Genomic DNA, 21,066 nt, shown 5'->3' on the forward strand with positions numbered 1-21,066 from the left:
ATTTATATAGTTACTAAGTATATAAATATGATATAATTGACTGAATTTTCAAAAAGAGGTGTTCATAATGACTAAAGTTTTAATTATTGGTGGGGGCGTTAGTGGCCTTCGAATAGGATCGTTACTTTCAAAAGAAAATATATCTTTTAAAATATTAGAATCAAGAGGAAGAGTAGGTGGGAGAGTTTTAACACATAACCAAGATAATAATTATTTTGATTTAGGGCCGACTTGGTTTTGGCCAGAAACTGAAAAAACTATAACAAACTTAATCAGCGAGTTAAATATTCCTACAATTGAGCAGTATAATGAGGGAAATAGTTTGTTAGAATTATCAAAAAGTGAGAAACCAAAATATATAGAGTCTAAAAAACTTAATAATAAAAGTAGGAGAATTGTTGGGGGCATTAACTCATTAGTTAATGTTTTAAAAAGTAAGATACCTTCTGAAAAAATTGAACTAAATAAGAAAGTAGGTTCAGTTATTAAAAATAATGATGCAACTTTCTCAATAAATACATATGATGAAATAAAAAATGAAAACAAGAGTTACCATGCTGATATTCTTATTTTAACACTGCCTCCTAGGTTACTTTTAGAAAGTGTAAGCTTTACACCTAAATTGCCTAAAAAACTTCAAATAGATTTGCTTAGTAAACCTACGTGGATGGGCGCTCAAGCTAAAATTGTAGTAACTTTTAATAAGGCTTTTTGGAGAGATAAAAACTTATCCGGTAATGTAGTGAGTTGGGCTGGACCACTACGAGAGATATATGATGCCTCTACTGAATATGATGAAAGTGCGTTATTTGGATTTTTCAGTTTACCGCCGGCGATTAGAAATCAATATGATAATGAATCGATTAATAATCAAGTAATTGAACAACTCATTAGGTTATTCGGTCCTGAAGCTCAATCTTATAATAATATCTTTTATAAAGACTGGTCTCAAGATAAGCACACAGTAACTGAAGGTGATAAGCTTAATATTGAAAGTTTCCCAAGCTACGGTGAGCCTCCTAAATACGCTGAAAATGTAATTTTTTCTGGTACTGAATATAATGAAGAACATGGAGGACATTTAGAAGGTGCGTTAGTTTCTGCTGAAAAAGCTTACGTTAAAGTTAAAAAATTACTTACATAAGTGTAATTATCAATATATTATATATTTAAAATAGAAGCTCTCTTTCAATTGACCTAGAATTATGAGAATACGCCTTATTTATAAATATATTAAAAAAGTAGAATGCTATAAGTAACATTTAAGTCATACCGTTGAGCCACGAGTCTATATGAGTATACTTTATAATAAAAATAATCTTTTAAAAGACTTTCTGAACTTTTCCCACGCATATTCATTGAGGTAATATTTATCTCCTGTTTTGATGATGACACCTTTTTTTAATAAATTGTTGAAGGTTCTTTTGTGCTTAATATTTAAATCGTTGTAAGTTTTAGCAGTTTTAGGTGAAGTGGCTCCTGCTTTAATCATTAACTTAGCAACTCTATTTTGTTTCCATACAATGCCTTCAGAACCGTTAGTCACATTACTCACTCCTTTTAGATAATTATATCATTATATAAAATAATTATCTTAGATTGGTATACCTATTTTGTAAGGGAATTGTTTCTATAAACAGTTTTCTTAATCTTTATATTGTTCTATTTAGAATAGTCTTAAATAAGCTTCAAGCATCGTTTAAAACATAAAGTGTTTTTCGTTTATCTTCTAATAGAAGTTAACAAAATTTACAATTGTTTGTTTCTACTTTTATAAGTTTTCACCTGTTGATTTAATTCATCATCTATATAGTCTAGTGAATTGAAATATTTAGCTATAGTGTTTAAAATATCTTTTTCTTGTGAAATTTCGTTTCTAAAATATCTTTTACTTATAATTTGATATTACAAACTAGTAAAAAGCCTATTGTTTTTATATTTATTAAATAACAATAGGCTTCATTTTGCCACTTCATACGATTGACTACAGTAGATTCTTCTGATTTCACCCAAAAAATAATTTCATCACATTGATTAGCACAATAGACGACGTCTTGCGTGGTAAGTACGAGATCTATATATAGCTATATTCATCGCTTTTTTACGTATGTTGAAAGGTATAATGTTTTAATGAACAACTAAAATTGATTGACAGTAATTACAGTTGTAACTATAATGGTTACATGAGGTGGTTAATATTAAAATAAGTAGTCGCTTTACAGTTGCTGTGCATATATTGACTTTAATAAAAATAGAAAAAGAATATACTTTAACTTCTAGTCAGATAGCAGAAAGTGTCAATACGAATCCAGTAGTTATTCGCAGATTAATGGGGAAACTTAAAGATGCAGGTTTTATTGAGGTATCTCGAGGTAATTCAGGTGTGAGACTTTTAAGGCCATTAGATGAGATTACACTGTTTGATGTTTATAAAGCTGTAGAAGTGGTTGAAAAAGGAAATTTATTTCAAATACATGAAGATACTAATATTAATTGTACTGTTGGTGCAAACATACAAATTGTATTAGAAGTTATCTTAGAAAGTGCCCAAGAGGCAATGGAGTCAGTATTGAAAAATGTGACATTAGAAAATATCGTAAATAAGATTCTTGTAAATAACGGGTAAACATATCCGTTCTCCTAACTTGTAACTGTAACTGTTACGATTACAAGATTAAATGAACGGAAATTTTACCAAAATTATTAATCGCCTTAATAAATTTTATTAAAAGAGAAATATTATTTAGCCATTACAAATGGTTATTATGAGTGTAGTTAAGTGAATTCGCAATTACAAAAATTAGGAGGAATTTATTATGAAAATTGGAATTATTGGAGCAACTGGAAAAATCGGAAGCTTAGTACTAGAAGAAGCAATCGAAAGAGGACATGATATAACAGCAATAGTTAGAAATGCCTCAAAACTAGCAAATAATAATGTGAATATATTAGAGAAAGAAGTAACTGAAATTACTTCAGAAGATCTAGAAAAGTTAGACGTTGTTGTTAATGCATTTGGGGCGCCGCTTGGTGAAGAAGATGCACATGTAATAGCTGGTCGTTCATTAATTGAAGCGTTAAAAGGTACTGATACAAGAATTATCGTCGTAGGTGGCGCTGGTAGTTTATATGTTGATGAACAACAAATAATTAAGTTAATAGATACATCAGAATTCCCAGAAATATTCTTACCAACTGCTAAAGGACAAGGCAGAAATTTACAAGATTTAAAAGATTCCAAAGGTATAACTTGGACATTTCTTAGCCCGTCTGCTGATTTTAATGCTGAAGGTATAAGAACTGGAAGTTACCAATCAGGTAAAGATAATTTATTAGTTAACTCTAAAGGAAATAGCTATATTAGTTACCCAGACTTTGCAATAGCAATTTTAGACGAAATTGAAAACCCACAACATAAAAATGAACGCTTTACAGTTGTTGGAGAAGAAATATAAAAATAAGAAGATAAATTGAAAAAGATAGAAAATCAATATCTTAGAAATATATAGGACGGATAATTTCTTTAATTAAAGAGGTTATCCGTTTTTTTATGTAATTAAGATACATTGGTGTTCATCACAATTAACCCTGTTGTTAAAAAATGAATTAATTTTTTGTTTGTTATAATTTTGTGATTTGAATTAACTGAAACATTATTGCTTCTGTCACCCAATATCATATTGATATTTCCAGTACCCATGTGGCAAAATGTATTTACTACCATAAGGGGTGTTATATGAAAATAAATAAAATCATAAATAACAATGTGATTAGTGTTCTGCACAATAAACAAGAGCGTGTCGTTATGGGGAAAGGGATTGGGTTTCAAAAACACGAAGGAGATATCGTAGAAGAATCGAAGATTGATAAGATTTTTGATCTAAGTAGTCAAGAGATATCAGAACGTTTCAAAACGTTATTAATTGAAGTGCCAATCGAGGTTGTTCAAGCAGTTGAGAAGATTATTGAGGTTGCTAAGGTTGAATATCATAAAGACTTGAGTGATACGATTTATGTCGCACTCACAGATCATATAAACTTTGCAATTGAGCGTCAACAACAAGGTATGACGATAAAAAACGGCTTATTATGGGAAATTAAAAAATTCTACCCTACTGAGTACGAGATTGGGATACGTGCTTTGGAATGGATTGATGAAAGTGCAGCTGTTAAATTACCAGTTGATGAAGCAGCGTTCATCGCGATTCATTTGCTCAATGCAGAACATAATAATTTAGCGGATTACAACCAAGTGACTGAAATGGTACGAAATATCTTGAGTTTAATTAAATATCATTTTAGATTAGAGTTTGATGAAGAAAGCCTAACTTATTTTAGATTTGTAACCCATTTAAAATTTTTAGCACAACGTATTTATGCTAAGAACCCACTTAATACAAGTGAAATGGAACTCTATGAAATCGTGAAAGAAAAGTACAAAGATGCGTTTAGGTGTGTGAAGAAGATTGAATCATTTTTAATGAAAAAGTATCAATATGAAATGACACATGACGAAGCATTATACTTAACGATTCATATCCAAAGATTAATTTCTAGAAATGAAAGCGTTGACAATTAATAATTATGTGGTAGATTAATGTAAAGAAAACAAAATAAACAATTAATTGTTTAGGATTGTAACTGTTCGGCAGGCGAGACCTAAGCCATTAATAGACGATTTTATCTGGGGATAAGTATGTCTATTTATGGTTTAGGTCTCTTTTTTATTGTTCTAAATAAGATGGGAGTGACTTAAATGGGAAATGAGCAAAGAATGGCTGATGAAATTTTAAAAAATATCGGCGGTAGTGATAATGTAAAAAATTTAACGCATTGCATGACACGTTTAAGATTTGTATTAAAGGACGAAAATAAGGCCGATGATGAAGCCATAAGAGATCTTGATGGGGTAATGGGTTTGCGAAAGCAAGGAGGACAATATCAAATTATTGTCGGCAATAATGTTTCACGAACGTATGCGGATCTAATGAAATTGGGAGTAAGTGGTGGCGCTAAAAGTAACGAACCCGCTGAAAAGAAAAAATTAACACCTAAACAAATAGGTATTAATATTTTAGATGCCATTATTGGTACGATGTCACCTTTAATACCAGCAATTATCGGTGCTTCAATGATTAAATTGTTAGTAATGATTTTAAATATGACTGGGGTATTATCATCTGAAAGTTCAACATTTAATATTCTAAATACGATTGGTGACGCGCCATTCTTCTTCTTACCTATGCTTGTTGCAGTATCAGCAGCTAGGAAATTTAACAGTAATGTATTCTTGGCATTAGCAGTAGCTGGGGTCATGGTTCATCCAGTATTTATGGATATTATGGAGAAAGCCGCTGAAGGTAAAGCAGCAACATTTGCATACGTACCAGTAATGTCCGTGAAATATACGTATACGATTATTCCTGCTATCGTTATGACTTGGCTGTTGAAATATATTGAAGATATAATCGATCACATTACGCCTATCGTTATGAAAAACTTTTTAAAACCTATGTTGATTTTGTTAGTTGCAGCGCCAATTGCAATTATTATTGTTGGTCCTGCTGGAATTTTAATAGGTACAGGGTTATCGCAATTTGTCTTCTTTGTACATGATCAATTAGGTTTCTTAGCAGTAGCCATTGTAGGTGCATTATGGCCGTTATTGGTTATGACAGGTATGCATCGTGTGTTCACACCAACAATTGTACAAACTATTGCAGAGACTGGTAAAGAAGGTATGGTTATGCCATCTGAAATTGGTGCAAATTTATCACTTGGTGGCGTTTCACTTGCAGTAGCATTTAAAACTAAAAACAGAGAGTTACGTCAAACATCATTGGCGGCAGCATCGTCAGCAATTATTGCAGGAATTACTGAACCAGCATTATATGGTGTAGCTATTCGATTAAAACGGCCTATGATTGCATCGATGATTACCGGATTTGTTGCAGGAGCGGTTGCCGGTCTAGCGGGACTTGCGAGTCGATCAATGGCTTCACCTGGTCTGTTCACTAGTGTGCAATTTATAGATCAAGACAATCCTATGAGTATTTTATGGATTATTGTTGTAATGGTTTTATCTATTGTATTGTCATTTATTTTAACTTTAGTGCTTGGATTTGAAGATATACCAGAAGCAGAAGATGATTTATTAGATGCAGAGACGAAAGGTGACATGATTGTAGAAGCACCTGTTGAAGGTAAAGTGAAGCCGATTGAAAGTGTGGAAGATGATGTGTTTAGTCGAGAAGTGATTGGTAAGAGCATTGCGATTGAACCAACAGGTAATACAATATATGCGCCAATAACAGGAACAGTGACCTCAGTCTTCCCTACTAAGCATGCTGTTGGTATTACAGGTGACGAGGGCGTTGAAGTATTAATTCATGTAGGTATTGATACTGTTAAGCTAGAGGGCGAACCGTTTACATCTGCAGTTGAACAAGGTGACCATGTTAATAGTGGAGAGATTATTGGGTCCTTCGATTTAACTGAAATTATTGAAGCAGGTTATGATCCGACAACGATTGTAGTAATTACAAATACAGATGATTATGATTCTATTACGTCTTTCGATACTGTTGACGTTAGTGCTAATACATCAATATTAGGAGTGGTTAAAAAATGACGATAAAAACTTTTCCAGAAAATTTTCTTTGGGGCGGAGCTATTGCAGCAAATCAGACAGAGGGGGCGTGGAATATTGGAGGGAGAGGTCTAAGTAATATAGATTTAATCCCACATGGACCAAACAGACAAGACATCAAATTAGGATATAAAGCGTCGCAATTAAGCAATACAGAATATTATCCAAGCCATACAGGTATTGATTTTTATCATCATTATAAAGAAGATATTGCTATGCTTGCTGAAATGGGATTGAAAGTCTTTAGAACCTCTATTTCATGGAGTAGAATTTATCCGAATGGTGATGAAGCAACTCCTAACCAAGCCGGTATTGATTATTACACAGACTTATTTAAAACATGTAAAGAACATAATATCTCGTTACTCGTAACATTGGCACATTTTGATATTCCTATGGGAGTCGTTGAGCAGTACGGTGGTTGGAAGAATAGAAAAACAATTGATTTATATATTAAATTTGCAGAAACGTGTTTTGAAAATTTTGGTTCGTATGTTGATTATTGGATTCCATTTAATGAAATTAATGTTGTGTTACACAGCCCATTTTCAGGCGGTGGATTATATTTTGATGAAAATGAGGATAGAGAAACATTGTTATATCAAGCAGCACATTATATGTTAGTTGCAAGTGCTAAAGCTGTGGAAAGTTGTCACCGTATTACGCCTGATGCTCAAATAGGTTGCATGATTGCAGGCGGTAGTTTTTATCCGTACAGCTGTAACCCAGAAGACATCTGGCAGTCTATGATTGATGAAAGGACAAATACATTCTTTGTAGATGTCCAAGCTAAAGGGAAGTACCCTTACTATATGGAATCATTATTTAAGTCTAAAGGAATCCAAATTGATATTACTGACCATGATAAAGAGGTTTTGAAACAAACCGTAGATTTTGTAGCGTTTAGCTATTATGCATCTAGAACCTCTATTGCTGATATTACAAGAGTAGAGAAAAATGAAGGTAATGTAATAGTGTCAGCTAAAAATCCATACTTAAAGATGAGTGACTGGGGATGGGTTGTCGATCCACTTGGTTTAAGGATTACGATGAATCAAATATATGAACGTTTTGAGAAACCACTATTTGTGGTTGAAAATGGATTGGGAGCAAAAGATGTCATAGAAGCAGACGGCAGTATCCAAGATAACTACCGTATTGATTATATGCAACAGCATATACAAGCGATGCATGATGGCATTCAAGACGGTGTACCATTACTTGGTTACATTAGTTGGGGAATTATAGATTTAGTATCAGCGTCCACAGGTGAAATGAGTAAACGTTATGGTATGATATTTGTTGATAAAGACGATGCTGGTAATGGCACCTTAAAACGTAAGAAAAAGAAATCATTTGATTGGTATAAAAGAGTCATACAACAAAATGGTATAGAAATATAAATAGATAGAGAACCAAGTATTTATATTTGGTTCTCTTTTTGTTTTGTAAATGGATAACATAATCCCACAATCTTCTTGTTAAAAGATAAATGCAATATAGGTTCACAGTCTATAAATTCTATAAAATATAACTATAATCAAATGACAATTGTATATTTATAATAATATATAGACTTAATGTCATATTTACAAATAATATATGTAATTAATATAGTCTTAAAATAGTAATGTTAAGGTAGTGGGGAAAGAGTGATATGAATCGTCAGAGGAGGAATTATATGAATCAGAAGAAACATCAATCGATTGCTTTCCGCGCTGCAGCGAGTTTAGTCTTATTATTTAGTCTTATTGCTACACCACAAGTAGTACACGCAAGTGAATCAGAGAAGGCTGTCGATAATGCCAATCCAACAACTAAACAAGAGAGTAATAACAAAATAAAACTTTTAGATAAAAAGCCTAAAGTTGAAGATATCAAAAGGCAAAACAAACCTAATCGAATTATTACAAATATAAATGGTAATCCACAGTCAGAAATGGGTTTTAGCTGGTATACATCAGATGAATTTAATGATTCCAAAGTATGGGTCTCAGAGTCTAAGAACTTTAAAAATGCTAAATCATTTGATGCAGATGCTCAAAAAGTAGATTCAAAGTATCTTGAAAGAGATAAACATGGAAATATCATTTTTAAAGATATTGTTAAAAATGATGAAGGTGAACCAGTAAAAGGTAAAGACGGTAAAGAAAAAGTGAATGGTTATTATACAGATAAACATGCTGGCGGACCAGAATGGATGAGTGGTGACAAGCATGGTAAAACAAGCTTGATAACTGAAGCAGAGTATACATACAAAGCTCAAGCAAAAGATTTAAAACCGAATACGAAGTACTACTATAAAGTAGGAAGTGATGATGGTAAAAAGAGCCAAGGTGGACAGTTTAAAACAGCAGGCAAGAAAGGCGACCCATTTAATTTTGTACAATATACAGATACGCAAAATGCATTTTGGAATGAAAATGTAAGAAATGAAGCTACATTTGGTGCAGATACATTGAAAAATGCTATTCAAACGGCTGGAGATCCTAGCTTTGCTTTACACACAGGTGACTTTATTGAAACAGCAGAAGTTGAAGATGAATGGAAAGATTTATATAAACAATCGCGTCCGTCATTCATGTCATTACCAGTTGTAGCTACAGCAGGAAATCATGATGAATATGCATTAAATGAAGAAGATGAAAAACTATTAACTAAATTTAATGAGCACGTGAACGTACCAAAAGAAAATGACGCTGTAAATGGTGGTTCTTACTATTCGTTTGATTACAATGGCGCACACATGGTTGTTGCAAATACAAATGACAATAAAAAATCTAAAGACAACCCAGACGAAAAAGCAATTGGCAAAAAACAAATGGAATGGATTAAGAAAGACATCAAAAAAGCACGTGATAATGGTTCGAACTGGGTAGTATTAAATCTACACAAACCAATGTACTCTAAGTCTTATCACGCTTTATCAGACAAAGATGTGAAGAAAATTAGAGAAGAGTTAACAAAAGAAATCGACGAGTTAGATGTAGATTTAGTCTTACAAGGTCATGATCATGTATTATCACGTACACATCCACTAGAACATACATCGACGAAAAACAGTTTCGTGAATGCTAAAAAAGAAGACACTAAACAATTTATAGGCCAAGATAACGTAACATATTATGATAATCCCAAAGGTTCTGTGTATGTGTTGCCAAATACAGGTGGAACAAAAGAATATGATAGTATTTATGACCGTTCTTTAGAACATATTAAAAAGGTGAGACCAGAATTAAGTTGGTTAACTGAAAAAGATTTAGAACACTATAACAGCCTATTTAAATTAGGTGAGCAACCTCAAGAAACAGATGCCTTTAAAGATAGTCACTCAAATAACCGTGATTCTTCTTCACAAAACTTCTCAGTCTATGAAGTTGAAGGCAATACATTGAAAGTTAAAATTTATCAATTAAATGGTGACATTAGTAAAGGTGAACAGCGTAATGTTGAACTAGTTGATGAATTTGGTATTCAAAAAGATAATAAATAATTAAATCAACGCCTAAGTTAGAGGATAATGGTCTAGCTTAGGCCTCTTGATTTCCCAGGAAATTGAGGATTGATAAATAATGAAACAAGCAATAAGATACTTAGCAATATTAGTTTTATCTTGTATGGTGTTAGCTGCTTGTAATAGTGAAGAAGCAACTCAACAATCAGGTGAAAAGGCTAAAGCTACTAAAAGTGCTAACCAAGAAAAATCATCTAAAGCATCTATATCAGACAAAGATAAAAAAGAAATAAAAAAAGAAGTCTTGTCTTGGCTTGCGAAGAATGAAAAAAACAATGATAAAGCAGTGTCAAATCGCTATTTCGGTAGTGGTAGTATGTCTGACGGGGATTGGTATGCAGGTACTGAAGGTGGGGAAATTCAAGTAAGTAATAAGGATAAACCAGGGCCGAAAGCTTTTGATTTACATACTGTGACAGGCGCAGTAACTTACACATCAAATGAAGGGATAACTGGTATAGATAAAGCTTCAAAAAACTTATCAAATATTGAAGGGTATAGTACGGTCGCTGATATTAATAAACCCGTAACTAAATATTTATTTGCAGATAATGGCAAAGTGTATGAATATATATTTAAAGATTCAAAAGATGTTACACTGTCATCTGGTTTTGCACCTAAAGATCATAATGGGAAAGACCCAAACTTAAGTCCAAACCAGATGTTCAAAGTAAGTGATAACAAAGCACTTAACGATTTTTATAGTGAGTTATTGAAGAAATATTAGTGGACTAATATAATTTTATTGAATTGACTTATATCACTAGTGATAGTGAAAAGGAAGTTATTATTAAATTAAAGCTTATAGTGGGGATAATAATCAGAAATATAATGATATATTTGTATAATTACTAAATGTAATTAGAGGCTTAGTGATGTATCAAGTGAGAAAATCGCAGAATAAATAAAATTGTACCCCTGAAGTTGGAGTTTAAAAATCTGACATCAGGGGTTTTTATATGAAAATAAACTACATTATACGAAAAGCATAAAGCAATGCTATAAAACTTTATAATATATGAATAGAAATAGGTATTCACTTTTTTTGAAATTTATTATATGCTTTGAAATATATTAACTAAATGAGGTGAGCACTTGAATAAATTTTCAAAATCTGTCATATCTATTTCACTTGCAACTGTATTTACAATTGCGACACCACTAACTACATATACTACTGTTGCACATGCAAATGAATCAACTGCACCGGTAATGGAACAACAAGAGCAAACCAATCTTGGCTCTGAAAATATTATGGCAGTTTCATGGTATCAAAATTCAGCAGAAGCTAAGGCACTTTACTTACAAGGTTATAATAGTGCTAAAGTACAATTAGACAAAGAGCTTGAGAAAAATAAAGGTAAACATAAACTCGCAATCGCGCTTGATTTAGATGAAACAGTTCTAGATAATTCACCTTATCAAGGTTACGCGTCTATAAATAATACATCATATCCGGAAGGCTGGCATGAATGGATACAGGCAGCTAAAGCAAAACCTGTATATGGCGCTAAATCATTTTTGAAATATGCTGATAAAAAAGGCGTAGATATTTACTATATTTCTGATAGAGACAAAGAAAAAGATTTTAAAGCAACTCAAAAAAACTTGAAAAAGCAAGGAATCCCACAAGCAACAGATAATCACATCTTGCTTAAAAGTAAAAATGATAAGAGTAAGGAACCTAGAAGACAAATAGTAGAAAAAGATCATAAGCTAGTAATGTTATTTGGTGATAACCTATTAGACTTCGGGGACCCTAAAAAGCCTAATGCAGCAGAGCGTGAAAAGTTTGTGCAACAGCATAAAGAAGATTTTGGTAAGAAATACATCATTTTCCCTAATCCAATGTATGGTAGTTGGGAAGCGACACTATATAATAATAACTATGATATGAGTGATGCGCAAAAAGATGAACTAAGAAAACAATCAATTAAGCAGTTTAATCCTTCAACTGGAAAAGTTGAGTAATAATAAAAACAGTAGTGAAATAATATTTGTTTTTTTTATTATTAGTTTTTAAACTTTCAGGTATGTTTAATAAATCAAAGAAATCATTTTGTATGGTAGTCAAATGGTGATTAAACTCTTAGCGCATGTTCAACCAGGTATGCGTTTCCTAGGATAAAGATTATTATGTAAAGAAATTGTACACTATTTCAATGAAGAAGGTATCTCAACACCGAAACCAACATTAGTTAAATTTGAAGAACCAGTAGTATAAACATATAAAAGTTACATTTTACAAATCTTTATATAAAGCATTCATCAAACCCATCAACAAATTTTGTTGGTGGGTTTTTCTTTTGGAATAATTATTTTTTAAAATTGTAAATTGACTCTATAAATATATAATGATAATATAATTCATATTAATTTAATCGGAATAATAAAATATGGAGGGATAAAGATGAAAAGAATGAAATTAGGGTACTTTTTAACGGGCTTTGGTCACCATGTTGCTAGTAGTAGACATCCAGATGCATTAGTACACGGGGGCATGAATTTAACAAAAACAATTGAACAAGCAAAACTTTTAGAACAGGCAAAATTTGATTTTCTATTTATGTCAGATAGTTTATATCTTGATGAAAAAACACATCCAGATATGTTTACGTTTTTCGAGCCAATTTCCTTAATGTCGATTATAGCTAGAGAAACCAAAAATCTTGGTTTAATCGTGACAGGTTCTACTTCATTTTCAGAGCCATTCAACTTAGCTAGAATCTTTTCATCTTTAGATCATTACAGTGATGGTAGAGCAGGGTGGAATATTGTGACATCTGGTATTAATAATACAGCTAAAAACTTTAGTGGCGTAAATAATGCGGATCATGACTTAAGATACGATCAAGCGGAAGAATTTGTTGATATATCCAAGCAATTGTGGGATTCATGGCAAGATGTTAGCCCAAAACGACTTCACTCTGCTGGAGGGTTCTTTGATGAAAAACAACCTGAACCAATAAACTATAAAGGAGATTTTTATAGTGTCAGAGGACCTTTAAATATAGAGCAATCACCCCAAGGTTATCCATTACTTGTTCAAGCTGGTTCTTCTAAAAAAGGAACTGCATTTGCCTCTAAACATGCAGAAGTTGTGTTTACAGCACAAAATGATATCGATAATGCAGTTGCTTTTGCTCATAATTTGAAAGAACAAGTTGCTGAAAAACGAGGTCCAGAACAAGAAATTGTTATTATGCCAGGTATTTTCCCATTTATTGGAGAAACACGGGAAGAAGCTGTAGCCCACTATAAAGAATTACAAGATTTGATAGTTCCAGAGATGGGATTAGAATTATTATCTTCTTATTTAGGTGACACAGATTTAAGTGGTTATGAGTTAAGCACCCCATTTGAAAATGTTCATATAGATAAAGGTAATAATATCCAAAGTCGTGTAGACCTTATTAAAGACACAGCGAAGAAGAATAATTCAACGTTAGAGGACGTCATGAAACATGTTGCTGGTGCAAGAGGTCATCATACTATTGTAGGAACGGCTGAAGATGTGGCAGACAGAATGGAAGAATGGTTTACTCGTGGTGCCGCCGACGGATTTAATATAATGCCTCCGTTAAACCCTACGCAATTTGAACTATTTGTAAATAAAGTTGTTCCAATATTAGAAGAAAGAGGTTTAGTCCAAAGGGAATATAATGCAGGTACATTAAGAGAAAAATTAGGATTAAACACTACTAAAGTAAAAAGCTAAGAATAGATATTTTTTGTGATATAAATAGTTATATTCTATTTAAATTTATAATAGGTAAAAATTGAAATAGAAAACTAAATTGAAATTATTAAATACAGGCATGTTTATGAATAAAAACCATAATCAATGAAGTCTGACACCACATCGATTATGGTTAACTAAGTACTATTAATAAATGACTTTTGAAAATTCTAAGCTAGATTCCACGTGGATTAAATCAAATTATTAAGCGCTGAAATCACTGTCACCATATCTTCATTGATAACTAAATCTGCATTATGATCATAAGGTGTGGCATCTTTATTAATAATAATAAGGTTTTGTCCTTTGAAGTTTGAAATTAGACCTGCCGCTGGTTGAACTACGAGTGATGAACCTAAAACAATTAATGTGTCAGCTGTTTCAATTTTATTAATAGCATTAAAAATAGTGTTTTGATTTAACATTTCTCCATAAAGTACGATATCAGGTCTAATGATACTGCCACATGCTTCACAATGGCGCAGGTGATGTTGCATGACATAAGATTTAGAATATTTATTAAAGCAATTAACACAATAGAACTGATTTAAAGTACCGTGAAGTTCATCTACATTCGAACTACCCGCATCAGCATGAAGGCCATCGATATTTTGGGTGATAACGCCTAAAGATTGTTGGTCTTTTTCAAGTTGTGCTATCCATTGATGAATAGTATTAGGTTGTTTATCAGCGAGGAGTAAACGTTTATGATAAAAATCGACAAATCCTTCTGGATCATCTTGTAGATAATTAGTACTTAACAAGTATTCAGGTGAGTAACCTTCTTTTGAAATTTCATCGAATAAACCACCCATAGACCGAAAGTCAGGCACACCACTTGCTACAGATACGCCAGCACCTGTAAAAAATGTAATTCTACTGGAATTATTAATGATACCTTTCAATTGTTCAATATTACGATTCACACTTATCACTCCATTTAAAAATATACTTTGTTGTTGCAAATATTTTATTATACTTACGATAATTTTAAATATCAGCCACTATTTTAGCAAATATGGAAAAATATAATATGAATTAATAGGTTGATGTAATGGTTATAGAGATTATCCATATAAAACATTTGATATTCTTTCAAAGTGGATGATAAAAAGAATTTAATAAATGGTATTATATAAGTAGAGCTAAAGATGATGTTTTGTAGCATACTTTTAAAGTAGTATAAAACAAAATGTTAAGCTTAAAAGTTAATATTACAAATATAAATTAAACGGATATAAGAAATGCTGACAGCATAAGTGTGAGATATTTATTCCGCACCTAACTCATAGAATTATAGTTTCAACCTTTTATTAAATGAAATTAGGAGAAATTGACATGAAATTTTATTTCTTGAGTATATTGATGATATTTTTTGTAGTTCTAGCTACAGCTTGTGATAATGATGTAGCTGATCAAGATAATACAGATGAGAACACACACCAGACAGTTAACCAAAAATTGCCCGATGATATATTTAATAGTGATAAAGCTGATACTGAACTTTCTAATTCTGAAATAAAGCGAAGTATCAAAATATATCTAGATACAGATGAGAAGATAAATAGAGTAAAAGATGAACTAGAAGAAAAAATAGACTCTGATGAAAAGTTAAATAAAGATGAAATGGCTAAGTTAAAGAAATCTAAAAGCCTTTTAACAACTAATGATGAGAATTTTAAGTCATATATAGAAAACAACGAGATTTCAAAAGAATATAACAAACCTTCCCATCAAATAAGTGAGTATATTAGTGAATCGAATAAGGGTATTGATGACATATTTGCTAAACAAAAATTAACAGAAAATGAAAAAGAAAGATTACAAAAGCATAATAATATCGTTAATGGTCGACAACAAGAGAAAATAGAAGCGTTTTTAACAAAACATAATATTAAGACGATAGCTTTTAAAAAATAGGATACCAAAACGACGGTGAAAATAATAAAAATCAATTACAAATAAAATCATTATTGGAGTTAATAAGTGAATAATTTGCATGTATAGTTTATATGTATAATAACCTATACTATTCTCGAGGAAATGAGTATAAGGATTAAAGACGGAATTGAGAATAGTATAGGAAGAAGTAGTTTAAAGTAAGCACAATAAGAGGTAAGTTAAATAATTAATATAGTGAAAGGGCTAAATACTATTCATTAATAATAGCCCTAACTCTATATTTATATGGTTTTTAGATATTAAGGACTATTGATTAGTGAGACGTCTTTCACAGACTTTAAAAAGTTTTCTATTGTTATAAATTCTTCGTTTAAAATTTATACTTTAATTATTACTATTTGAGTCAGATACTTTACTAACTACCTTACCAATAAGTTGCTCTGCATTTTCTTCACCTAAATCACCAAGCGTTACTACACCTGTAATTTTATTATCATCGACGATGAGTAAACGATAAATATTGTGTTTCTGCAATAAATTAACTGCTTCATCAGTTTCCATTTCAGAATCCCCAGTGACTACGTTTTTAGTCATAACCTGTTGGGCAGTATTCAAGCTTTGAGCTACCCCTTTTATAACAATGTCTCTGTCAGTTATAACACCTACATAGTTGCCATTATCTAAAACAGGTAAAAAACCAATATCTTGTTTAGCCATTTTTTTAGCTAACGTTTCTAGGTTCTCTTCAACGTTAACAGTTTCAATATTTTTCGTAATATAGTCTTTTACTTGGCTCATTTTTATCTGTATCCTTTCAACGAGAATTATAATATCTTTAAATATTTAATCGTAAATTGTGAAAGTTCATGTGATTTTGACGTTTAAGAGGAGAGTTATGCTTTAGTCCAATATGCGGCTTCGTTGCTAGAAGGAGAAGGTGGGAATTGTTCATTTTTTTCAATATCGATTGTGGAATTGTCTTGATCAGAGGAATTTCCACTTACTAAACTATCTACTTTAAAAGTGCCATTTTCGGGTGATTTCTCACCTGTTTTATATAAATTTTTGTTAGTCATAAAGTTTGACCTCCTTAATAAAATTTAGAAGAATCAGAAATTTCTGACTCTACAAAGGAGATACCACCTAATGTTATTATTAAACATTTTGTAACTATTAATAATTTTATTTTATACATAGATAGAATTTTACAATGTTTTATAAAAATAATAGGTGGTATAGTTCATTTAGAGTCATGTCTATAAAATAAAAGTTATGACACTATTCTTAAAATATTGAGTACATCCTTTGTATAAATAATTATTTTTCAATTAAGTACAATAGTAGTTAGTGTTAAATAATTAAAAAAATTAGATATTTTGACTTGAAAAATATTTAATGAGATAGGTAAATTACTCACTAAAAAAGTCATTTGCAATACTTTTAACAAACCTCATTCAGAACATTATCCTGCTTACAGAAGATTATCTAATACTCCAATTTATAATATAACAAAAGCTCATATAGAAAATATTATTGCCATGTAGATGTAAAAATATATTAATACATCGCCACCAATTGAAGATAGACAGTGGATTTTACTTTATGAACTAGGTTCTGCAATTTAAACCCTGAAATTAAAGTGAAAAATACAAATAGCTTAGGTGGTCTCCAGAGGATTGCATATAAAAATAAAAAAGGGTGTTATAACATATGTATAAAAACATACTTTTAGCATACGATTGCGAAGAAAATTTTGAAACAGCTATTCAAGAATTAAATAAGATTGCTAGTAATAATACAAACAATTTAAAAAAAGAACCTACTTTGATAACGGTTTTTATTATTATCCCCCAACAGTTACTTGAAAAATCTATTGCTTATCAAAATAAGCACTTTGAGAACATCGTTACAAAAGAAAAAGAAAAATTCAAGCCCTTTTTTGATGACTTAGAGATGTATGGTTTTTGTTATGAAACAAAATATGTATGTGGAAATGTTAAAAAAGAAGTCTTAAATGAATTAAATAGAAAAAGTTATGATTTAATCATACTATGCAATCGAAAGAGTAAATTTAAGACAAAAGACGCGTTAGGAAATGCTTCATACCAAATCTCTAAAAATACAAAAATTCCTACACTTATTATACGATAATAAAATCATAGAGTGCTCAATTATGATCCTATGTTAATTTTAAACTATGTGTACCTTTTTGAAACCTTTATTATGTATAAAGAACCTTATTTTGGAAGAAGAGGGTGGCAAAGTTGTTGACTTTATCGATTGTACCAAAATTAATATTTGGTTTTATTGTTATATTAGTAATTATTAGATTATTAGGAAAAAGGAATTTATCTCAACTTACGCCGGGAGATATTATTTATTTTATGGTATTTGGAGGTATTTTAGAAGAAAGTTTATATGATAATAAAGTTAAGTTTTGGCATGTTTTGTTAGGGTTAATAATTTGGGGACTTATTATTTATTTATTTGAATTAATCATTTCTAAATCACGAATAGCGAGGAAATGGTTCCGTGGCGATACAGATATTCTGATTTCTAATGGAGAAATTAGTCAAAAGTGCTTGAAACATAACAAGTTAGAAATTGACCAAATTTTATCAATAGCACGTGAAAAAAATATATTTGATTTAAGTGACATTAAGAACATGTACATCGAGAGTGATGGCGGTTTTACTATTGAGCCGTATACGTACCAATATCCGTTAATAGAAAATACGTATACAATTTATCCTCTTATCGAAAATGAAACCATTAACAAACAAAACTTAAAAAAGATAAACAAGGATGAAACATGGTTATATAAACAATTAGCCAGAGAAGAAGTTTATAAAATAAAAGATGTATTTTACGCCGATTGGTCTGAATATAGAGGTACATATATTCTTAAACTGTTTCATTAATAAACAAATTTCTTTTTAATAAATATTGGTTATTTTTAGTTCTTTATTTTGGTAAGGATTGAGTCTGTAATGTGAAATTTTCAATATTAAATTAATATAAGAGTATTATTTATAATAGCGTTTACTTTTTATTCTAATAACAGAAACAATTTATATTATATTAATTTTTTTGCTTATAATTAAAATTTGTTTCAATACTGAAAGAAAGGGAACAGCAATTAATGACATTGGCTATTTATAAAGTAAATGTCATTAATTGTTGTTTTTAAGATATACTTCTCAAAACCCACCTCTACTCCTTCATAAATATTACTATTTTTTCCTCTCTCGAAATTTTCATTTTAAATAAAAATAGTAATATTTTACATTTTTAACTGCTACTCATTGAACGTTAAGTATAAAAAATATAAAACCAAATTTTTATGAAAATAAAATGATACAAGTATTAACCACCATATAAAAAGTAATTATTTAAAGAGAATTTCTCAGCTTATCACGTAAACATTTTTATTTGAGTTTAAGGATTTAAAAGAGCCATATAACCATTTGGATTTTTAAACACGTTCCAATCACTCACTTTTTATAAAAGTGGTATATTTTACATTTATTAAAATATTTATATTTGATAATATAAATTACGTTTAATATTAATGAGATGGGGAAAGCTAATAATATGCTTTAGAAATAGTATGGTTAACTAAAGCACACTACTATATTTTCTTGAAAGGAGAATGTGTTATGACAAATAAAGATAACGAAAGAGATGGTATGACAAGAAGTGAAGCTGGACAAAAAGGTGGAGAAAAAACATCCGAAACACACGATAAAGAATTCTATGAAGATATTGGTGAAAAAGGTGGAGAAAAAACATCTGAAACACACGATAAAGAATTCTATGAAGATATTGGTGAAAAAGGTGGAGAAAAAACATCTGAAAACCATGATAAAGAATTCTATGAAGATATCGGCCAAAAAGGCGGAGAACAGAAGTCTCAAAATAACCGCAGTAATAACAACCGCAATAGCTAATAATAAATTTCTCAGTTTAAAATGATTTCTATTTCCCAACTTGATTACAATTAATTTCCCCATTAAAAAACATTCTCAGAAGTGAATAAATTCCAAAATTAAAATAGAATACTAAATATTTCTCTGATATATAATTATATATATCAAACTAAGGCTATATACAAAGCTTGATATTTTGTATATAGTCTTTTTATTTTCTTATGTTATGCAGTCCATATTTTAGTACGCATCCTCCTCAAATATTAGACATATAACTTAGTAATAAGTATATTTATCTTTCTTATAAATAGCCAATTTAAGTTTTTTTAATAACTATTAATTGAAAAATATTATCATTTGTATTGACAACTATACAAGACCGATATATTATATAAATCAAATCGTAACTGTTACGATTTGATAAGGCTGCGCAATGATCTGAAGTTTTTTAATCAATGTTAGCAGGCTTACATAAAATAATTTTAAGTAGAAGGAGAGTCGTATGAATCGAAAGGTTATAGAATTTTCTAAGTATAATCCATCGGGGAATATGACGATACTAGTGCATTCGCAACATGATTCAAGAGATTACGCAAACATAGCTAATCAATTAATGACAACGAGTCATGTTTGTTGTGAGCAAGTTGGATTTGTAGAGTCTACCAATACGGATTTAAATAGAAATTGCCATTTAGTTATGAGCGGAAATGAATTTTGTGGTAATGCCACAATGTCATACATACATTACTTACAAGAAAGTAACATATTGCAAGAAAGGCAATGTGCAATAAAAGTTTCAGGATGTTCAGGGTTGGTTCAGTGTGAAGTACATAGCAATCAACATTATGAAGTCAGTATGCCCCAAGCACAGCACGTGTCCGGAGTAAAGCTTAATATTGATCAACAACAACGACATGCAATAGAAATTGTATATGAGTCATATGTGCATTTTGTTGTTCCAGTCACTGAAGTTACTACAGAATTGCAACATCAAGTTGAACAATTTGTCCGTCAGCAAACATGGAGTAATAAGTATAAAACGATAGGTATCATGTTATTTGATGAACAACGTCAGTTTCTTAAGCCACTTATTTTTATACCAGAAATTAAAAGTTTAGTTTGGGAAAATAGTTGTGGTTCTGGTACTGCATCGATAGGGATTTTTAAAAATTATAAAGCTGAAAGTGCATGCGAGGACTTTATAGTTCATCAGCCAGGTGGCAACATTTTAGTAACATCTAGGAAATGTCCAAAGTCTGGATTCCAAACTTCCATTAAAGGGCAAGTCTCAACTGTAGCAACAGGAAAAGCATTTATAGAATAGGAGGCTGAA

Annotated in this window: 19 protein-coding genes and 1 pseudogene; 16 read left to right on the forward strand and 4 right to left on the reverse strand. The window is 30.9% G+C overall.

What is annotated here, in order from left to right:
• Positions 1–67 precede the first annotated feature (67 nt).
• Positions 68–1,144: a flavin monoamine oxidase family protein gene (locus ACW5YJ_RS01895; RefSeq protein ID WP_153672405.1), complete on the forward strand. Its 1,077-nt coding sequence runs from the start codon at positions 68–70 to the stop codon at positions 1,142–1,144.
• A gap of 159 nt (positions 1,145–1,303) precedes the next feature.
• Here the strand turns inward: ACW5YJ_RS01895 and ACW5YJ_RS01900 are convergent, their stop codons facing one another.
• Positions 1,304–1,546: a hypothetical protein gene (locus tag ACW5YJ_RS01900; protein ID WP_017724080.1), complete on the reverse strand. Its 243-nt coding sequence runs from the start codon at positions 1,544–1,546 to the stop codon at positions 1,304–1,306.
• A gap of 651 nt (positions 1,547–2,197) precedes the next feature.
• Here ACW5YJ_RS01900 and ACW5YJ_RS01905 point away from each other — a divergent pair.
• The 10 genes and pseudogenes from ACW5YJ_RS01905 to ACW5YJ_RS01950 all read left to right on the forward strand — a co-directional run bounded on the left by ACW5YJ_RS01905 (position 2,198) and on the right by ACW5YJ_RS01950 (position 13,881).
• On the forward strand, positions 2,198–2,626 hold the full coding sequence (locus tag ACW5YJ_RS01905) for an Rrf2 family transcriptional regulator (RefSeq protein WP_026113564.1): 429 nt from the start codon (positions 2,198–2,200) through the stop codon (positions 2,624–2,626).
• Positions 2,627–2,816: 190 nt separating this feature from the next.
• A complete protein-coding gene (locus ACW5YJ_RS01910) occupies positions 2,817–3,455 on the forward strand; it encodes an NAD(P)-dependent oxidoreductase (RefSeq protein ID WP_457338402.1) in 639 nt (212 codons plus the stop codon).
• Positions 3,456–3,736: 281 nt separating this feature from the next.
• Positions 3,737–4,579: a BglG family transcription antiterminator LicT gene (gene licT / locus ACW5YJ_RS01915; RefSeq protein ID WP_119603724.1), complete on the forward strand. Its 843-nt coding sequence runs from the start codon at positions 3,737–3,739 to the stop codon at positions 4,577–4,579.
• Positions 4,580–4,756: 177 nt separating this feature from the next.
• Positions 4,757–6,631 carry a PTS cellobiose/arbutin/salicin transporter subunit IIBC gene (gene ascF, locus ACW5YJ_RS01920; protein WP_457338403.1) on the forward strand — a complete coding sequence of 625 codons (1,875 nt, stop codon included), beginning with the start codon at positions 4,757–4,759 and terminating at the stop codon, positions 6,629–6,631.
• Positions 6,628–8,052 carry a 6-phospho-beta-glucosidase gene (gene ascB / locus ACW5YJ_RS01925; RefSeq protein ID WP_135092750.1) on the forward strand — a complete coding sequence of 475 codons (1,425 nt, stop codon included), beginning with the start codon at positions 6,628–6,630 and terminating at the stop codon, positions 8,050–8,052. The genes ascF and ascB overlap by 4 nt, the downstream gene beginning before the upstream one ends.
• 278 nt (positions 8,053–8,330) lie before the next feature.
• Positions 8,331–10,142: a purple acid phosphatase family protein gene (locus ACW5YJ_RS01930; RefSeq protein ID WP_457338404.1), complete on the forward strand. Its 1,812-nt coding sequence runs from the start codon at positions 8,331–8,333 to the stop codon at positions 10,140–10,142.
• 79 nt (positions 10,143–10,221) lie between these two features.
• On the forward strand, positions 10,222–10,890 hold the full coding sequence (locus tag ACW5YJ_RS01935) for a hypothetical protein (protein ID WP_135092752.1): 669 nt from the start codon (positions 10,222–10,224) through the stop codon (positions 10,888–10,890).
• A gap of 368 nt (positions 10,891–11,258) precedes the next feature.
• Positions 11,259–12,134, forward strand: a complete 876-nt coding sequence (locus ACW5YJ_RS01940) for a 5'-nucleotidase, lipoprotein e(P4) family (RefSeq protein WP_107551643.1) — start codon at positions 11,259–11,261, stop codon at positions 12,132–12,134.
• Positions 12,135–12,228: 94 nt separating this feature from the next.
• A pseudogene (locus ACW5YJ_RS01945) lies at positions 12,229–12,387 on the forward strand (mechanosensitive ion channel family protein); the annotation flags it as partial.
• 186 nt (positions 12,388–12,573) lie between these two features.
• Positions 12,574–13,881 (forward strand): LLM class flavin-dependent oxidoreductase, encoded by a 1,308-nt coding sequence (locus tag ACW5YJ_RS01950; protein WP_457338405.1) that lies wholly within the window; start codon positions 12,574–12,576, stop codon positions 13,879–13,881.
• Positions 13,882–14,093: 212 nt separating this feature from the next.
• Here ACW5YJ_RS01950 and ACW5YJ_RS01955 read toward each other — a convergent pair whose 3' ends face one another.
• The gene (locus tag ACW5YJ_RS01955; RefSeq protein WP_457338406.1) at positions 14,094–14,828 is read right to left on the reverse strand and encodes an NAD-dependent protein deacylase; all 735 of its coding nucleotides are present in this window, start codon (positions 14,826–14,828) and stop codon (positions 14,094–14,096) included.
• A gap of 412 nt (positions 14,829–15,240) precedes the next feature.
• Between ACW5YJ_RS01955 and ACW5YJ_RS01960 the strand changes: the two genes are divergently transcribed.
• Complete coding sequence (locus tag ACW5YJ_RS01960; RefSeq protein ID WP_457338407.1) at positions 15,241–15,822, forward strand: NDxxF motif lipoprotein; 582 nt, start codon at positions 15,241–15,243, stop codon at positions 15,820–15,822.
• A 366-nt stretch (positions 15,823–16,188) separates the two neighbouring features.
• Here ACW5YJ_RS01960 and ACW5YJ_RS01965 read toward each other — a convergent pair whose 3' ends face one another.
• Positions 16,189–16,602 (reverse strand): CBS domain-containing protein, encoded by a 414-nt coding sequence (locus ACW5YJ_RS01965; protein WP_457338408.1) that lies wholly within the window; start codon positions 16,600–16,602, stop codon positions 16,189–16,191.
• Positions 16,603–16,697: 95 nt separating this feature from the next.
• Entirely contained in the window at positions 16,698–16,880 is a 183-nt protein-coding gene (locus tag ACW5YJ_RS01970; RefSeq protein WP_457338409.1) for a YjzC family protein, read from the reverse strand.
• Between the two features lie 634 nt (positions 16,881–17,514).
• Here ACW5YJ_RS01970 and ACW5YJ_RS01975 point away from each other — a divergent pair.
• The 4 genes from ACW5YJ_RS01975 (at position 17,515) to cntK (ending at position 21,057) form a co-directional block, all read left to right on the forward strand.
• Positions 17,515–17,955 carry a universal stress protein gene (locus tag ACW5YJ_RS01975; protein WP_457338410.1) on the forward strand — a complete coding sequence of 147 codons (441 nt, stop codon included), beginning with the start codon at positions 17,515–17,517 and terminating at the stop codon, positions 17,953–17,955.
• Positions 17,956–18,071: 116 nt separating this feature from the next.
• Positions 18,072–18,725: a DUF421 domain-containing protein gene (locus tag ACW5YJ_RS01980; protein WP_457338411.1), complete on the forward strand. Its 654-nt coding sequence runs from the start codon at positions 18,072–18,074 to the stop codon at positions 18,723–18,725.
• A 768-nt stretch (positions 18,726–19,493) separates the two neighbouring features.
• Entirely contained in the window at positions 19,494–19,754 is a 261-nt protein-coding gene (locus tag ACW5YJ_RS01985) for a general stress protein (protein ID WP_457338610.1), read from the forward strand.
• Between the two features lie 481 nt (positions 19,755–20,235).
• Positions 20,236–21,057 carry a histidine racemase CntK gene (cntK, locus tag ACW5YJ_RS01990; protein WP_457338412.1) on the forward strand — a complete coding sequence of 274 codons (822 nt, stop codon included), beginning with the start codon at positions 20,236–20,238 and terminating at the stop codon, positions 21,055–21,057.
• Positions 21,058–21,066 lie beyond the last annotated feature (9 nt).

The sequence above is a fragment of the Staphylococcus sp. mip270_02 genome (genome assembly GCF_054031535.1).